The sequence below is a fragment of the Bradyrhizobium sp. GW821-FHT12B03 genome (assembly GCF_058807535.1).
The window spans coordinates 541,994-556,014 of record NZ_JBXAQU010000002.1 but is presented as its reverse complement, the minus strand read 5'-3'; the positions used below and the strand labels follow the sequence as shown (position 1 = coordinate 556,014).

Here is a 14,021-nt window from a genome sequence, read left to right as displayed (position 1 = left end):
GTCAGATCCAATCCTTGTGCCGGGTCAGCCAGGCGCTCATCGCGGCCGCGGACTCGGCGCAGCCGAACCCCGCGCGCCAGCCGAACTCTTCCGCCATTCGCGTCACCGACAGCGGCGCGCGATAGGGTCCGTGCAGTTTGATGACGGTCTTCTCGCCGGGCACCGCGAGCCGGCATTGCAGGCCGGGATTTAGGGCCGCAAAGGCCTCGCCCCATTGCAGCGCCGGCCACAGGCTGCCGCTGGAGATGTTGTAGAGCCGATGGCGCGGCCTCTCGGCTTCGATGAGGAGCGCCACCGCTTCGGCCGCATCCGGCGCGTAGATCCAGTCCCGCATGCCGGGTTCCGGCATCACCGCCGGCTCGCCGCGCGCGAACGCGGCCAGGATCTGGAACTGGAGGCTTGGCGTATCGCGCACGGAGCTGGGTTTTTCCCACGGACCAAACAACGCGCTCAGGCGCACGCTCAGGAAGTCGCCACCGAAGAGTTCAGCATGGCGCGCGACGGATCGCTCCGAGGTGAACTTGCTGATGGCGTAGAACGAGACCGGATCGCAGGGCGTGTCCTCGTCCAGGACTTCGACCCGCGCGCCAGCGGCGCCATAGGCCGAGGCCGACGAGAGATTGACGACGCGGCGAACGCCATGGCGGATCGCCGAGAGCAGGATCGGGATCTGCGCCATCACGTTGATTTCGAGAACGCGCGCGGTCGAGGCCCGCTCGAGGTCATCGCCCGCGGTGACCGCGGCGCCCAGCACGATCGCATCAACGCCTTCGGCGATGAGCGCGTCGATGGTCTCTACGTCCGTGATATCGCCCTGCACGGCTTTGAGCCGTACGCCGTAGTCTGCGAGAGATCGCCGTGCGGATGGCGGCAACTCTGCGCGATCATACAGCGTGACGTCGTGACCGCGCGCGAGCAGCGCCTCCGCAACATTGAGGCCGACAAAGCCCGTGCCGCCGAAGATGACGATCTTCATCGCGCGCAATCCGCCGTCACAGCAGCCTTGCTCCGAAATTCCGCTCGGGATCCATGTCGGCGACGAGCCGCCCCGTCGGCTTGGCCGCCTCGCCGCCGCTGCGCGCCAGGAACTTGCCGCTGCCGGCGGACGCGAGACACTGGTTGCCGTCGACGATCACGCGGCCGCGCGACAGCACCGATACCGGCCAGCCCTTCAGCTTGCGGCCAGCAAACGGCGTATAGCCGGTGAGGTCATGCATCATCTCGTCGGCGATCACAGTCTCGCGGTTGGGATCCCAGATCGCGATATCGGCATCGGCACCGACCGCGATCGAGCCCTTGCGCGGATGCAGATTGTAGATCTTGGCCGGCGCCGTCGCGGTCAGCTCGACAAATTTCTCAAGGCCCAGCCGTCCCTTCGACACCATCGCGTCGAACAGCAGCGGCAGCCGCAGCTCCAGTCCCGGCAGGCCGTTGGCGACCTGCTTGAAGTTCGGATTGGGGCCGGCGCGCAGCTTGCCGGTCTCGTCAAAGCGATAGGGCGCGTGATCGGACGAGATGGTCTGAAGATCGCCGAGCGACAGCGCCTGCCACAGCGCTTCCTGGTCGGCATGCGTGCGCGGCGGCGGACTGCACATCCACTTGGCGCCTTCCGCACCGGGCTTGTCGAGATCGCCAGCGGTGAGGAACAGATATTGCGGACAGGTCTCGGCAAAGACCTTGAGCCCCTGCCCTCGCGAATCGCGGATCACCTTGGCGCCCTCGGCCGTGGAGACATGGAAGATCATGATCGGCTGGTCGATCAGCGCCGCCATGCCGATCAGCCGGGTGAAGGCTTCCGCCTCCGACACGCGGGCGTGGCTGACGGCGTGATATTTCGGCATCGTGTAGCCGCGCGCGAGCAGCCGCTTCACCATCCAGGCGATGATGCCGTGGTTTTCGGCGTGGGCGCACAGCATCGCACCGGACTGGCGCGCGGCAAGCAGGATGTCGAGCAGCGGCTCGTCGTCGACCTTGAGCCGGTCGTAGGTCATGAAGATCTTGATCGAGGCGTGGCCCTGCTTCACCAGCGCCGGAATATGCTCCTCGACCGTCTCCCTGGTCGCATCCGCGATGATCATGTGAAAGGCGTAGTCGATCACGGCGCCCTTTTTCGCGAGCGCGTGATAATCCTCCACCACCTGCGGCAGCTTCATGCCGACATGCTGGGCCGCGAACGGGATCACCGTCGTGGTGCCGCCGAACGCAGCGGAGACGGTCGCGCTCTCGAACGTGTCGGCGTTCATGATGCCGGCGGCGGACAGCTGCTCGATATGGGCATGGCTGTCGACGCCGCCCGGCAGCACCAGCTTGCCGCGCGCATCGATCTCGCGTTTGGCCGCCGGAAGACCCTTCCCGATGGCTGCGATGGTCTCGCCGGAAATGGCGACATCGGCCTCGAACACATCGGTGGTGATGGCGACGCGTCCGCCGCGAATGATCAGGTCATAGGTGGGTTCAGTCATGAGGCACTCCGTGATATGCCTGAGGCAAGTAGTCGTAATTCAGCAGGAAGACCAGCATGTCCCGGCCGCGCATTCTCGTCATCAATCCGAACTCCAACCCCGCGGTCACGCAAGGGCTGGAGGACGCACTGAAGCCACTCGGCTTCGAGGGCGGTCCGGAAATCGTCTGCCAGTCGCTGGCCGAGGGTCCGTTCGGCATTGAAAGCCAGGCCGACGTCGACGGCGTCGCGATGCCGCTGCGAAAGCTGGTCGAGGGCGACAACAGTTTTGCCGCCTTCGTCATCGCCTGTTACAGCGATCCCGGGCTTCAGGTCTGCCGCGAAGGCACCGACCGGCCTGTGTTCGGCATCGCCGAATGCGGTGTGCTGACGGCGCTCGCCCGCGCCGAAACCTTTGGCGTCATCGCGATCGCCCAGCGCTCGATCCCGCGCCACATGCGTTATCTCAGGCAGATGGGATTGACGGAGCGCCTCGCCGGCGAGCGGCCGCTCAACATGAGCGTTGCCGAAACGGCGTCGGGCGAAGGCACGCTGGCGAAGATGATCGAGGTCGGCCGCGCGCTGCGCGACGAGGACGGCGCCCGCGCCATCGTGATGGGCTGCGCCGGCATGGCGCGGCACCGCCGTCCGCTGGAAGACGCGCTGGCTGTTGCCGTGATCGACCCGACACAGGCGGCCGTCACCATGGCACTGGGTACGGTGCAGTTCTCGGCTCACTAGGCGTCCTTCAGCTCTTTGGCGTCCTGCCGCGCGAGCCATTGCGCATGGCTCTCACGGACCAGCGCGAACGTATCCCGCTGCGTCGTGTAGAGATTGCCGAACATGCGGCCGATCGGCCGGTAGGCGTCGAGGTCGACATACATGTTGGCCTCGTCGACCAGGCCTTCGCGGGCGTGAACCCGGAGCACCTCGCCGACCAGCAACTCGCGATCCGGCGAAAACGTCATCACCACGTGGCGGCGGCATTCGAGCGCGAAGGGCGCGGCCGCAAGGCGCGGCACCTTCACGTCGACCGAAGGCAGCGTGGCGAGCCCCGTCGCCGCGACCTCGCTGTCACCGGAGGGAAAATCAACCGCGCAATCGTTCATTGCGCCCGACAGCGCCTCATCCACCATGTGCACCACGAATTCGCCGTCGCGATGGATATTGCGGGTCGTGTCCTTGGGGCTGTGATCCGGCTTGTGCTGGAGCCCGAGCACGATCAGCGCCGGGCTTTCCGAGAAGACGTTGAAGAAGCTGAACGGCGCGGCGTTGACCGCCCCGTTCTCGTCCAGCGTCGTCACCAGCGCGATCGGCCGCGGCACCACCACGCCGCAGAGCAGCTTGTAGCGATCGCGCGGGTCGAGCTCGCGAAGAGGAATGCCCGATGTGCCCTTGCCCGCCATCGGCGTCACATCTCCGGCGGCGGTACCGCGCCGGTCTGGCTGGTGATCAGGCCGTAATGCTCGATGCGGCGATGCCGCGCGAAATCGAAGATCGTGGTCTTGCCGAAAGTGGTGGCATCGAGGTCGCAGGCGTGAACCAGAACCTCGTCGTCCTCGGTCTTCGCCTCGGCGACGATCTCGCCGTTGGGATCGACGATCAGGCTGCCGCCGAACAGCGGGTGGCCATCCTCATTGCCGGCCTTGCCGACCGCGACCACCCAGGTCGCGTTCTGATAGGCGCCGGCCTGCACCGAGAGACGATTATGGAACAGGCGCTTCTCGACGCCCTCCTCGCTCTTCTCCGCATTCACCGACGGCGTGTTGTAGCCAATCAGCACCATCTCGACGCCCTGCAGGCCCATGACGCGATAGGTCTCGGGCCAGCGGCGGTCGTTGCAGATCGCCATGCCGATGATGCCGCCGAGCTCACGCCAGACCTTGAAGCCGAGATCACCCGGCTCGAAATAGCGCTTCTCCAGATGCTGGTGCGAGCGTTTGGTGTCGTACTCCACGTGCCCCGGCAGATGGACCTTGCGATATTTGCCGACGATCTTGCCGGACTTGTCGGTGAGGATGGCCGTGTTGAAGTGATGCCCGTCCGCCGTCAGCTCAGCATAGCCAAAGTTCATCGCCATCTGGTGCTGCGCCGCGCGCTCGAACAGCGGCTTGGTTGCCGCGCTCGGCATCTCCCGCTCGAACCAATTGTCGAACTCGGCCCGGTCCTCCACGTACCAGCGCGGGAAGAACGTCGTCAGCGCGAGCTCCGGATAGACAATCAGGTCGGCGCCCTTCGCCTTGGCCTCATCCATCAGCGCGATCATGCGCTTGACCACGACCTCGCGGCTGTCGGCTTTCTGGATCGGGCCCATCTGGGCGGCGGCGACATTGACGATGCGCATCAGAGAATTCCTGATTGATTGGCGAGGCTGAAGATAGCAGCTTCAAGGGGGTGTCGGCGCGCGCAGCATACCGCGGTCTTGCGCCGATTTTCCAGACAAGCAGTTTTCATGCCGTCCGCCCCCATTCGGCATCCTGCAAAAGCCGCCAGTTGATCTTGTTGCTCGCGGTGCGCGGCAGTTCTTCGACGAAGACCACGGCGCGCGGCGCCTTGTAGCTGGCCATCACGCCCCGCGCCCAGCCGATGATGTCGTCCGGCGACGTCGTGGGGCGCATCGCTTCGTCCAGCACCACCAGCGCCTTGACGGTCTCGCCGCGATAGCCGTCCGGCGCCGAAACGATGCAGCACTCGCGGATGGCGCGGTTCTGGTACATCGCGGCCTCCACCTCGGCGGGCCACACCTTGAAGCCGCTGACATTGATCATGCGTTTCAGGCGGTCGACGGCGAAGAAATAGCCTCCGGCATCGCGATAGCCGAGATCGCCCGTGCGCAGGAACCGCTTGCCTGAGAGTTCGATGAAGGCCTCGGCATTGGCCTGCGGCCGGTTCCAGTAGCCTTGCAGCACCTGCGGCCCGTGCACGACAATTTCGCCGGTGACGTTGTCGTCGAGCTCGATCAGGCTCTCGGGATCGACGATCCTTGCGTCGGTCTCCTGCACGGCGATGCCGAGGCATTGCCGCTTCGGCGCCGCCATCGGATTGAGATGGGTCGGCGACATCGTCTCGGTCATGCCGTAGCCCTCGACGAAGTCGAGGCCGAAGCGGCCTTTGAGGCGCTCGGCCACCGCCGTCGGCATCGCCGCGCCGCCGCCGGTCAGCACCTTCAGCTTGGCAAAACACCGGTCGCGGAACCGTGCGCTGGCGAGCACGTCGACGATCATGGTCGGCGCCGCGTTCCAGAACGTGACGCCGTAGGTCTCGAACAGGTCCGGCAGCAGATCCTTGTCCCAGCGCGCCATCAGCAACAGCGTGGCGCCGGTAACGATGGCAGCATTCATCGAGCCCTGCATGCCCGCAACGTGGAACAGTGGCATGAATCCGGTCATCACGTCGCCGCCATCGAGCCCGTACCAGCGCGCCTGCAGCACAGCCGTGAACAGCGCGCTGCGATGGGTGTGCATGCAGGCCTTGGGCTTGCCCGTGGTCCCTGATGTGTAGGGCAGGATCATGAGATCGTCCGGCCCAGCGATCATTGCCCCGGGGCGCAAGCCTTGCGCGATCGCTGATGACCACGAATGCCAGCCGGGCGACGACGGTACCTCCACCGGCGCCTCGGTCACGCATGAGGGGAGCGTATAAGGCGTGGCTGCCGGCACCTCATCGCGATACTGGGCGACGGTTGCATGCGCGATGGCGTTACCCACCAACGGCGCAAAGACATCGCTCAGCTCGCTTCCGATGATCGCAACCTTGGCGCCGCTGTCGGCGGCGAGATAATCGATCTCGACGGTCTTGTTCATCGGGTTGACCGGCACGATCACGGCGTCCGCCCGCATCACCGCATAATAGGCGATGACATATTGCGGCGAGTTCTGGAGCGCGATCATGATGCGGTCGCCACGCTTCACCCCGCACACGCCTTGCAGGAAACCGGCCAAGGCATCCACGCGGTCGCGCAGCTCGGCGTAGCTCAGCCTCGCACCGTAGAACACCGTCGCCGGATGCGACGGCCGATCACGCGCCGCGCGTACCAGCGCGTCGTAAAGCGTTCCCTCCGGCATCGCGAGATGCCAGGGTTCATCCGCCGGCCAAGCCGGCGATCGATGCGGCGCTGCGTGGTCTGCGCTCACCCGTGCTCCTCGTCGGCAATGTCGAGGCCGTGATCGAGCGCATCCAGAAGCAGCGTCGCTTCGCGCTCGGAGATCACCAGCGGCGGCGCCAGGAACAGCGAGGTCTGCTCGCCGCTGGTTCCGATCACCGCACCCGCCTCCAGCGCCCGCTCCGCGACACGCGAGGCGATCGGCACCTCCGTAGTGTCGGCATGCCAGGTGCGCCAATCCGGGCCGTGCAGCTCCACCGTCCAGTGCAGCCCCTGCCCCGCTACGCGCTGCACGCTTGGATGTTTTTGCGCGATCGCAAGCAGGCGGCGGGTGAACAGTTTTTCGAGGTTTTGCACGTGCTCCAGAATCTTGTCGTCGCTGACGACTTTCAGATAAGCGCTGACGGCCGCCATGCTGATGGGATGGCCGCGCAGTGTGCCGTAATTCTGCCAGCTCTTGCCCCTCAGCCGCTCGACGATGTCTTTCGACACTACGACCGCAGCGACCGCTGCCGCACCGCCACCGAGCGATTTACCAAGCGTCACGATGTCAGGTCGGCTCTTCGCGCCCTGAAATGCGAACCAGCGTCCCGCGCGGCCTGCGCCGGTCACGACCTCGTCCGCGATCCAGTACGAACCGGCCTGGCGCGCACATCGTGCCACCTCGTCCTGATAGGCGCCGTCGTAATAGATGCCGCCCTGGGTGTAATCGATGATTGTCGCCGCGGTGTCCGACAGCAACCGCGTGGCATCCGCCAGATATTCGCTGGGCGGCGCATTGTTGGCCGGCGCGCCATAGATCGCGCCATCCGGCGCAGGAAGAATCCGCACCGGCGCCATCGGTGCCGGCAGTTGCGAGCCGCCTGCGTGCACCGCGAGCCCGCCGTGCCATTGCGGCTGCACCGTCATGCTGCGGGACAGGCCGGTGATGCCGTGATAGGCGCGCTCGCGCGTCGCCAGCGCGGAGCGCTGCGTCAGCGCCTGGCAGAGCGACAGCGCCATGTCGTTGGCCTCGCTGCCGCTGATGCAGAAGCGCACCGCGCCGACCCAGTCCTCTTCGCCTTTGAACGCGGTGGCCATCAGATCGTCGGCGGCCTGCTCGCGGCCGACCCAGGTCCAGCCTTCGTTGACGACGGGCGTGTCGGCGGCGCGGCGGATCGCCTCCACCATCGCGGGATGGCGATGGCCGAGCCCGCCGCCGGTGTTGCTGCCGTCGATCAGCTTGCGGCCATCCGAAAGATGAAAGTAAACGCCCTCGCCGCCGACGACCGCCATCGGCGCGGCCTCGCCCGCATTCAGTCCGGTTCGCAACAATCTGCTCATCGCTGATCCCCTCACTCTGCGGCCACGGCGCCATAGCCGCCGCCGCCGCACATCTCGATCGTGACGAGATCGTCTTGCTGCAACACCAGGTTCGATTTGCCGTCGATCGCGACGTTGGCGCCCCGCCTGATCAACGAGATGCGGCAGGCCTTGCCGGCTTCGCCGCCCTGTATGCCCCAGGGCGCAATCACCATGCGCTCGATGCAGGTGGTCAGGTGCATCGAAGGCGCGAGGATGCGATAGGTGCGAACGGAGCCGTCACCGCCGCGACGAGCCCCCGTGCCGCCGGAGTTCCGGCGAATGGCCTGCTGCTCCAAGCGGATCGCGTAGCTTGCCTCGATCACCTCGACCGGCGTGTTCGAGGTATTGGAGAGATGCACCCGGGTCGCCGACATGCCGGCGCGATCATGCCGCGCGCCCTCGCCGCCGCCATGGACCTCGTACAGCATCTTCCATGACCCATTCGGTCGCGGTTCGGCAAAGAACAGCACACCCGCCGTGGTCGCGCCGCCCGCCGACAAGCGTTCCGGGATCGTGTCCTGCATCGCGCGAAAGATCGCATCGACGATGCGCATCGATGTCTCGTGGTTGCCGGCGGCAACGGACGCCATCCAGCCCGGCTCCAGGATCGAGCCCGGGCGCGTGATGATGGTCAAAGGCCGCAGCGCACCCGCGTTCTGGTTCATGTCGCGTCCGCTCATGATCCGCGCGGCATAGGCCACCGCCGAGCGCGCCATGAACGGCGTCGTGTTGCAGAAATTGGAGACTCGATCGCAGCTGCCTGAAAGGTCGAAGGTCGCCTCGTCGCCCGCGATAGTGATCTTGACGTGGATGCGCGCGGGCGCGTTGTTGACGCTGCCGTCGTCGAGATAATCCTCGCCCTCGTAGACACCGTCAGGCAGCGCGCGGAGCGCCTCCCGCATCTCGATTTCGGAGAGATCGTGCAGGCGCGACTGCGTCGCCATGAAGACGGCCTTGCCGTGCTCGCGGCAGAGTTCGACGATGCGCTTCTCACCGGCCTTGGTCGCCGCGATCTGCGCCAGAAGATCGCCCTCGCAGGATTCGGGGTCGCGGACGTTGGCCTTGAGCAGTTGCACGATCGGCGTGACGACGCCGGCCGATGTTGCGATCAGCACCGGCGGAATCCGCATCGCCTCCTGGAACGTGTCGATCGCCTTGGCAAAATAGCTGCCGGGCCAGGTACCGCCGATATCGGGCCAGTGCGCGAGGCTCACCGCGAACGCCACGATCTCGCCCTCGAAGAAGACGGGCCGTACGACCTTGACGTCGTTGAGATGATTGCCGCCGAGCGCGCCGACATTGTAGATCACCACGTCGCCGTCGTTCAGGTTTTCGCGCGGCATCACCTTCAGCAGCTCGGGGATGGTGTAGGCCATCGCGCCGAGATGGATCGGGATGTCGCGGCCCTGCCCGACCAGGCCGCCGTGGCCGTCGGTGATCGCCGACGACAGATCGCCGGCCTCGCGCAGCAGCGGCGAGCGCGCCGAGCGCGTCATCACCAGGCTCATTTCCTCGGCCGCGGCCGAGAGGCCGTGCCTGATGACCTCGACGACGAACGGATCGAGCTTCATGCCGCCCTCCGCGTCAGGAACAGATTGCCTGATGCATCAGGTTTGGCCTGCCAGCCGGGCGGCACAACCACGGTCGACCATGCGTCTTCGATGATGGCCGGGCCGCTGACGATGTCGGTCAGCGAGGCGCGGTCGATGATCGCGGTTGCCGTCTCGTGGAGACCATCAAACGAGCAGATGCGCGTGCCCGTGGACACTGCCCTCACCGCGGTCGCCGGCCGACTCACGATGGTCGTCGACGGACGGCGCGCCTGCACGCGCACGGATTCGATGACGCAGGGCTCGCCCGTCGCATAGCCGAACAGCTCGTGATGCCGTGCCAGAAAATCCTTCTTGAGCCTGACCACATCGAGCGGCAGTGCAAACGGCACCGGGATGGCGTCGTTCTGCGCCGCGTAGCGCATCAACGCGACGAGCTCGACCTGGATCTCCGCCTGCGCAACGCCGTTGGCGATCAATGGCGCCGAGGCATCGTCGACCAGTATCCCAATGCGCTCCGAGACGCGCGGAAGGTCGATCCCATCGAGGGCGGCCCGAAGCGTCTGTTGCTGGAGGAAGCTGAAATCGGCTGTCAAGCAGCCCAGCGCCGAAAACGCGCTCGATGCACTGGGCACGACGACCTCCGCGATCCCGTAGAGATCGGCCAGGCCTGCGGCGTGCATCGGGCCGCCGCCGCCGAAGGCGAGCAGCGTGCAGTCACGCCCGTCGATGCCGCGCTCGACCGTGACGCGGCGGAGCGCGCGGGCCATCGTCGCGTTGGCGACCTTGATGATGCCGAGCGCTGTCTCGGTCAGGCTGAGGCCAAGTGCGCTCGCGATCGGTGCGATGACGCGCCTGGCGCTTTCGATGTCGATCCCGATCCGGTCGCCGAGCTTCGTTTCGGGATTGAGATAGCCGAGCACCGCATTGGCGTCGGTGATGGTGGGCTCCGTGCCGCCGCGGCCGTAGCAGGCCGGCCCCGGCTCGGAGCCGGCGCTCTCCGGCCCGACCGTCAGGCCGCCGGGACCATTGCGCACGATCGATCCGCCGCCGGCGCCGATGGAATGAACCGCGAGCATCGGCTGGCGCAGCGGCTTGTCGCCGAGCATGCGGCCGTCGGTCATCTCGGCCTGGCCGTCCACGATCAGGCAGACATCGGTCGTGGTGCCGCCCATGTCGAAGGTCAGCATGCGCGATGTGCCGAGCTGGCGCGCGATGCTGACGGAGGCCGAAACCCCGGCCGCCGGACCGGACATCGCCATCACCAGCGGCCGCCGCTTCACGGCCGAAATCGGAATCATGGCGCCGGCCGAATGAAACACCTGCAAGCCGGGGCCGATCGGCAGCCGTTGCTCCAGCTCGCTGAGATATTCCACCGCGATCGGCATCGCGGCCGCGTTGAACACGGTCGCAGAGGTCCGCTCATATTCGCGTGCCTCGGGATTGACCTCGTGCGAGAGCGAGACGTGGGCGACGACGTCCTTGAGACGTTCGCCGAGCATTTTTTCATGCACCGGATTGGCGTAGGCGTGCAGCAGGGCGACCGCGACGCTCTGCACGCCGGTCCCTTTCAGCCACGCCACCAGACGCTCGATCTCGGCGTCATCCAGCGCCTTCAGCACCCGGCCCTCGTGATCGAGGCGCTCGGCAAGCCCAAAACATCGTTCGGGCGGCACCAAAGGCGGTGATTTCGGCGGGATGTCCAGACGGTAGAGATCGCGGCGGCGATAGCGCGCGATCTCCAGCACGTCGGCAAAGCCTTCGGTGGCGACCAGCGCCACCTTCGGCAGCCGGCCCTCGACGATGGCGTTGGTCACGCGCGTGGTGCCGTGGACGAAGCGCCTGACCTCGCTCTTGCGCAGGCCCACCGCCTCGATGGCTTCCAGCATCGCCTGCACCGGCGCGTCGGGGCGCGACGGCACTTTTGCGATCCGCGCCTCCGCGGAGTCGCGCCGGATGGCGATGATGTCGGTGAAGGTGCCACCGATATCGGTGCCGACCTCCCAGTGATGATCGGAAGAGCTCATGTGCAATCAGCTATGCGTGACGCCCGAACTGGACGCCGGGTCCTTGCCGTTCCGCGCAACGTCCAATGCCAAACCGAGACCGCTCATCATGCATCCCCTGTCATGCCACCATGGGCGAGCGTGCGACAGAGCGATGAGCTCGTGACAGGGCCAGAATTGTCGCAAATCGCTAGACCAGCGCGCGAGCCAAGCCGCGCACCGCGCCACAGGCTGCACGTTTTGGTGCAACAGTGCCCACGCAGAGAGCACGCACGCGACGACTGTTCCACGCGAGGAAAGTGCAGCGCACCACGGATTTCTCCGCGCAAATCGCAACACCCGCTGCACCGCAATCGGCGCGCTCGAAATCGTCTGTCTAATTTGCAGGCGATCGAACGGCGCTGCGGGAGAGTCACCTGCCTATGAGCTATGCACAGCGGTCGGCTCAGCTTCTCTTTATTGTAAGAACAGTAAGAGAGGATATCGCGGGGTCGGATGCTGCGTTGCGGGAGCCCCTGCCGATGCAAGCCGCGATTCTCGCCAGCAGCGGAGATGCATCCTCGACGCGCAGCCGCCCGTATCCGAACACCAGACCTTGCAATGTCGGCTGCTCCAGAAAATTCTGCGACAGCGGCTGCACGTGGATGCCGGCCTGCTTCAGGCTTGCAGCCGCCTCGCGGTCACTGATCCGCGCCCGCATCGCATCGGTGAACAGCGCCACCAGATGCAGTCCGGTGACGGCGGAGGACACGGTCAGATCATCCCGCATCAGCGCAGCGATCGCCTCGATCAGCGCCTTCCGTCGCTCCGCATAGACCCGGCGCATCCCGCGCAAATGCCGCAGCAGATGCCCCTCCCGCATGAAATCCGCCAGCGCGAGCTGTCCGACGCCGGAGGTGTGAACGTCGATCCGCGCACGTCCCTTCGAGAAACCGTCGATGAAATGCCTGTTCGCGACCATATAGCCGAGCCGCAAATTCGGCATCATGATCTTCGAGAAGGTCCCGAAATAGATCACCCGCCCCTCGCGATCCAGCGAGCGCAAGGACGCGATCATGCTGTCCTGATGCCTGAACTCGGAATTGTAGTCGTCCTCGATTACCCAGATGTCGTTCCTGTTGGCCCAGTCGAGCAGCTCGAGGCGCCGCTCCAGGCCCATGCTGACGCCCAGCGGATATTGGTGAGACGGGGTAACGACGATCAGCTTCGCACGCGGTGCGCGCCGGATTCCCTCGGAGACGACCAGACCCTTGTCGTCGACCGGAACAGGAACGAGCTTTGCGCCGGCTGCCGTGAGCGCCCACCGGGCCTCGACGAAGCCGGGCTCCTCGACCCAGACCTCGTCGCCGGGATCGAGGATCATCCGGCTGCAGAAATCCAGCGCCCCCGACGTGCCTGACGTGACGACAACCTCCTCCGGCGAGCAGACCAGCCCGCGCACGGAGCCGAGAAAATTTGCGATCTCGCTGCGCAGCCGCGGATGACCTTCCGAGGGAAGATCGAGGCACTCCTGCTCGCGCGGATTCTGCCAGCTCTGGCGCAGCAGGCGCGACCAGTCCTTGAAGGGAAAGGTTGAAATATCGGGCGCGCCGGGGGCGAACTCGGACGGCCAGTTGGTCTCGTAGTCGAAGGCGAGCAGCGATTGCCAGCGCTTCGACATGTGGGCGGGCGCGGCCGCAGGCGGCGTGGCGGAAAGCGGCTTCGCATGCGGGGCCGTAACGGATGCCACCATCACGCTGCCGCGCGGCGTCGATTCCAGATAGCCCTCGGCGTAGAGCAGGTCCCACGCGGTCAGCACCACCGTGCGCGAGCAGCCCAATTCCCGCGCGATCTCGCGTGATCCCAGGAATTGCGTGCCGGCCGGAAACACACCGCGCAAAATGCCGTCGCGAATGTGCGCCGCGATCTGCAAATGCAGCGGCACGGCAGAGGTCCGGTCGATATGCATCCCCGCGAGGGAGACGCGCGGGTGCGGCTGACGGTCTCGGTCCATCACATGGAGGCGGCTGTTGGAATGGCCGGCGATATCAGCCAGCGTCGCCTCAGGATGCGTCAAGAGCGGATGCGGGTCCAGTCTCCACTGGATCGCTCACCCCGACCGTGTGATAGGCGCGGCCGAAATAGATCAGATTGTCGGTGCAGCCGGATCTTTGCAGGGCGACGACCCGGCAGAACAGCACGTCATGCGTGCCGACATTGACGATATCGGCAATCTGGCAGTCGAACGCGGCGGCGCCGTCGGCCAGCACCGGCGCACCGGTTGCGAGCGTGGACCACGTGGCGGCGGCAAACCGTTCCTCGGCGGGCACCTTGCCGCCGAACAGCCGGGACAGTTGCTCGTGCCGGGCCGAGAGCACGTTGACGCACACCACCTCGTTGCGCGTCACGCTGGCATAGGCGGAGGAGCCGCGGTTGATGCAGACCAGCAGCGTCGGTGGATCGTCGGTGACGCTGCAAATCGCGGATGCGGTAAATCCGGCGCGGCCCGCGCTGCCGTCGGTCGTGACGATACTGACCGCGGCGCCGAGGCAGGCCATCCCGTCGCGGTAGTCCTGAGGGGTCACGTCCTGCATCGGCGT

At 66.0% G+C, this 14,021-nt stretch carries 11 protein-coding genes; 1 reads left to right on the top strand and 10 read right to left on the bottom strand.

Annotation, left to right across the window (positions count from 1 at the left end; genetic code table 11):
• Position 1: 1 nt before the first annotated feature.
• Positions 2 to 976: an NAD-dependent epimerase/dehydratase family protein gene (locus AC1RUR_RS06550; RefSeq protein WP_492842272.1), complete on the bottom strand. Its 975-nt coding sequence runs from the start codon at positions 974 to 976 to the stop codon at positions 2 to 4.
• Positions 977 to 992: 16 nt separating this feature from the next.
• A complete protein-coding gene (hydA, locus tag AC1RUR_RS06545; RefSeq protein ID WP_492842271.1) occupies positions 993 to 2,462 on the bottom strand; it encodes a dihydropyrimidinase in 1,470 nt (489 codons plus the stop codon).
• Positions 2,463 to 2,518: 56 nt separating this feature from the next.
• Between hydA and AC1RUR_RS06540 the strand changes: the two genes are divergently transcribed.
• Positions 2,519 to 3,181: an aspartate/glutamate racemase family protein gene (locus tag AC1RUR_RS06540; protein WP_492842270.1), complete on the top strand. Its 663-nt coding sequence runs from the start codon at positions 2,519 to 2,521 to the stop codon at positions 3,179 to 3,181.
• On the opposite strand, the gene AC1RUR_RS06535 is transcribed toward AC1RUR_RS06540, so the two are convergent.
• The 8 genes from AC1RUR_RS06535 to AC1RUR_RS06500 all read right to left on the bottom strand — a co-directional run bounded on the left by AC1RUR_RS06535 (position 3,178) and on the right by AC1RUR_RS06500 (position 14,015).
• The gene (locus tag AC1RUR_RS06535; protein WP_492842269.1) at positions 3,178 to 3,846 is read right to left on the bottom strand and encodes a flavin reductase family protein; all 669 of its coding nucleotides are present in this window, start codon (positions 3,844 to 3,846) and stop codon (positions 3,178 to 3,180) included. The two genes, AC1RUR_RS06540 and AC1RUR_RS06535, sit on opposite strands and share 4 nt — an antisense overlap.
• A 5-nt stretch (positions 3,847 to 3,851) precedes the next feature.
• Entirely contained in the window at positions 3,852 to 4,784 is a 933-nt protein-coding gene (locus AC1RUR_RS06530) for an N-carbamoyl-D-amino-acid hydrolase (RefSeq protein ID WP_492842268.1), read from the bottom strand.
• Between the two features lie 106 nt (positions 4,785 to 4,890).
• Entirely contained in the window at positions 4,891 to 6,573 is a 1,683-nt protein-coding gene (locus AC1RUR_RS06525) for a long-chain-fatty-acid--CoA ligase (protein ID WP_492842267.1), read from the bottom strand.
• Entirely contained in the window at positions 6,570 to 7,865 is a 1,296-nt protein-coding gene (locus tag AC1RUR_RS06520; protein WP_492842266.1) for an aminotransferase class III-fold pyridoxal phosphate-dependent enzyme, read from the bottom strand. The genes AC1RUR_RS06525 and AC1RUR_RS06520 overlap by 4 nt, the downstream gene beginning before the upstream one ends.
• 11 nt (positions 7,866 to 7,876) lie before the next feature.
• Positions 7,877 to 9,457 carry a hydantoinase B/oxoprolinase family protein gene (locus tag AC1RUR_RS06515; RefSeq protein WP_492842265.1) on the bottom strand — a complete coding sequence of 527 codons (1,581 nt, stop codon included), beginning with the start codon at positions 9,455 to 9,457 and terminating at the stop codon, positions 7,877 to 7,879.
• A complete protein-coding gene (locus tag AC1RUR_RS06510) occupies positions 9,454 to 11,463 on the bottom strand; it encodes a hydantoinase/oxoprolinase family protein (protein WP_492842264.1) in 2,010 nt (669 codons plus the stop codon). Before AC1RUR_RS06510 ends, AC1RUR_RS06515 begins: the two co-directional genes overlap by 4 nt.
• A gap of 424 nt (positions 11,464 to 11,887) precedes the next feature.
• Complete coding sequence (gene pdxR / locus AC1RUR_RS06505; RefSeq protein WP_492842263.1) at positions 11,888 to 13,498, bottom strand: MocR-like pyridoxine biosynthesis transcription factor PdxR; 1,611 nt, start codon at positions 13,496 to 13,498, stop codon at positions 11,888 to 11,890.
• Positions 13,485 to 14,015, bottom strand: a complete 531-nt coding sequence (locus tag AC1RUR_RS06500) for a flavin reductase (protein ID WP_492842262.1) — start codon at positions 14,013 to 14,015, stop codon at positions 13,485 to 13,487. The genes pdxR and AC1RUR_RS06500 overlap by 14 nt, the downstream gene beginning before the upstream one ends.
• Positions 14,016 to 14,021 lie beyond the last annotated feature (6 nt).

What these genes read in the sequence shown, in the direction of transcription:
- AC1RUR_RS06550 (WP_492842272.1), bottom strand. Translation starts at nt 976, where the DNA reads ATGAAGATCGTCATCTTCGGCGGCACGGGCTTTGTCGGCCTCAATGTT.
- hydA (WP_492842271.1), bottom strand. Translation starts at nt 2,462, where the DNA reads ATGACTGAACCCACCTATGACCTGATCATTCGCGGCGGACGCGTCGCC.
- AC1RUR_RS06540 (WP_492842270.1), top strand. Translation starts at nt 2,519, where the DNA reads ATGTCCCGGCCGCGCATTCTCGTCATCAATCCGAACTCCAACCCCGCG.
- AC1RUR_RS06535 (WP_492842269.1), bottom strand. Translation starts at nt 3,846, where the DNA reads ATGGCGGGCAAGGGCACATCGGGCATTCCTCTTCGCGAGCTCGACCCG.
- AC1RUR_RS06530 (WP_492842268.1), bottom strand. Translation starts at nt 4,784, where the DNA reads ATGCGCATCGTCAATGTCGCCGCCGCCCAGATGGGCCCGATCCAGAAA.
- AC1RUR_RS06520 (WP_492842266.1), bottom strand. Translation starts at nt 7,865, where the DNA reads ATGAGCAGATTGTTGCGAACCGGACTGAATGCGGGCGAGGCCGCGCCG.
- AC1RUR_RS06515 (WP_492842265.1), bottom strand. Translation starts at nt 9,457, where the DNA reads ATGAAGCTCGATCCGTTCGTCGTCGAGGTCATCAGGCACGGCCTCTCG.
- AC1RUR_RS06510 (WP_492842264.1), bottom strand. Translation starts at nt 11,463, where the DNA reads ATGAGCTCTTCCGATCATCACTGGGAGGTCGGCACCGATATCGGTGGC.
- AC1RUR_RS06500 (WP_492842262.1), bottom strand. Translation starts at nt 14,015, where the DNA reads ATGCAGGACGTGACCCCTCAGGACTACCGCGACGGGATGGCCTGCCTC.